Genomic DNA, 2,032 nt, shown 5'->3' with positions numbered 1-2,032 from the left:
ATATCCGCATCTTCAAAAACAATAAATGGTGCATGGCCACCAAGTTCGAGGGCTAATTTTTTTACAGTAGGTGCGCACTGAGCCATCAAAATACGGCCTACTTCTGTAGATCCAGTAAATGATAGATGACGAACTACGGGTGAGGCGCACAGTGTTTTACCAATCGCAATAGATTGCTCGGCATCTGCCGTCAGAATGTTGATTACACCTGCTGGTACGCCAGCACGTTGTGCAAGTTCAGCCAAGGCAAGAGCCGATAGTGGAGTTAGTTCGGCGGGTTTAATAACAATAGTGCAACCGGCTGCCATTGCTGGCGCAATCTTGCGGGTAATCATGGCAATCGGAAAGTTCCACGGAGTAATTGCTACGCAGACACCAATCGGCTGCTTCATCACGATGAGACGTTTATCGCTCCAGGTTGTGCTTGGAATAGAGCCTGCAACCCGTTTAGCTTCTTCTGCAAACCATTCTATAAATGAAGCGCCGTAGGTCACTTCACCAGTTGCCTCAACTAGGGGCTTGCCCTGTTCCAGGGTCATGAGGATGGCAAGGTCTTGAGTATTCTGAATAATCAGATCAAACCATTTGCGCATCACTTGGGCACGCTCTTTAGCAGTTTTACTTTTCCATTCTTGAAAAGCATTCTCTGCTGCTTGGATGGCTAGGTCTGCATCTTTGTTTCCAAGATTGCTTACTTGTGCAATGTACTCGCCCGTAGCTGGATTCGTAACAGCAAAGGTATTATTGGACTTTACCCAAGCACCGTTAATGAAAGCATCTTCTTTAAATAAACTTGGATCTTTGAGTAAGGGGCGAATATCTATTTTTTGCATGGCAAAGTCTCCAAAATTGTTCTAGCTATTGATGGTTGATAGCTTAATCTATTTAGTCGATTGATTTTATCCCTCAGGCAAGGGTAATGAAAAACCCCTGGACTCTGAACGAGTGCAGGGGTCTAGTGAGCTGCCTTGCGAGGATTTGGCTGTTATTGAGCTTAGCCTGCCTGAATCTCTGTACTTCTTAGCTTTTGAGCCAAGAGATCTAGTACCCCGTTCACGTATTTATGACCATCGGTACCTCCGAAGGTCTTAGCAAGCTCTACAGCCTCATTGATGGCTACTTTATATGGAACAGATAAATCAATGGCCAGCTCATACGCACCAATTAATAGGGCGGCATGCTCTACAGGGGAGAGCTCATTGATGGGGCGATCCAGCGCAGGGGTAATGATGCCTTCGAGTTCATCTGTACGCTCTAAAACGCCAGCAAAAATGCCTTGGAATAAATCATGTTGGCAACGACGAAAGCCAGGGTCTTCTGCTAATTGTTTAGCGATAGCTGCGGCATTCGGCAGGCTACCTGCGCGACGCATCACTAGGCTTTGATATACACCTTGAAGGGCATACTCACGAGCACGGCGGCGTGGCGTTAGAGAGCGTTTTGGTGCGCTGGCCACAGGGGCTTGTGATGTTGTGGGGGTCTTAGTCATATCAATCATTACTCTTCGTTGGGATTGATTTCAAAATCAATGTCTGGTGTGAGGGCTAATGCTAGGTTAGCCATTTCAACAACGGCTTTAGCGCAATCAGCACCTTTAACTTGAACCCGAACTTGCGCTTGCTCATCCGTCTCGCAGGTAAGAACACCATTGGCAATTGGTAGCCCAGACTCAAGACAAACGCGGGTAATGCCAGCCCCAGATTCATTCGATACGAGTTCAAAGTGATAAGTCTCGCCACGGATGATGGCGCCTAGCGCAACCAAGCCATCAAACTCACCTGTTTCAGCTAGCTTTTGAAGTGCGAATGGAATTTCTAATGCGCCCGGCACGGTGACTAACTTGATATCAGATTGAGAGACGCCTAACTTGATGAGCTCTTCAATGCAAGCGGTAGTGAGTGCAACGCAATGCTCTTCATTAAAGCGCGCTTGTACGATACATACCCGCAGATCTTGGCCATTGAGGTCGGTGGCAAGTACTCCTACAGCAGATTCATCATTGGATGTGTTCATTGTATTTTCCGAAATTACT

Annotated in this window: 3 protein-coding genes; all 3 read right to left on the bottom strand. The window is 46.9% G+C overall.

Annotation, left to right across the window (positions count from 1 at the left end):
* Positions 1-833: aldehyde dehydrogenase family protein (locus tag B7Y67_RS16170; RefSeq protein WP_293599508.1), on the bottom strand; the 833-nt coding region annotated here is incomplete at its 3' end.
* Positions 834-994: 161 nt separating this feature from the next.
* On the bottom strand, positions 995-1,489 hold the full coding sequence (gene nusB, locus B7Y67_RS16165; protein ID WP_293599507.1) for a transcription antitermination factor NusB: 495 nt from the start codon (positions 1,487-1,489) through the stop codon (positions 995-997).
* A gap of 8 nt (positions 1,490-1,497) precedes the next feature.
* Complete coding sequence (gene ribH, locus B7Y67_RS16160) at positions 1,498-2,013, bottom strand: 6,7-dimethyl-8-ribityllumazine synthase (protein WP_293599509.1); 516 nt, start codon at positions 2,011-2,013, stop codon at positions 1,498-1,500.
* Between the last annotated feature and the right edge of the window lie 19 nt (positions 2,014-2,032).

It is taken from the genome of Polynucleobacter sp. 35-46-11, assembly GCF_002281105.1.
The sequence above is the reverse complement of the archived record's forward strand: the minus strand, read 5'-3'. Positions and strand labels throughout refer to the sequence as shown.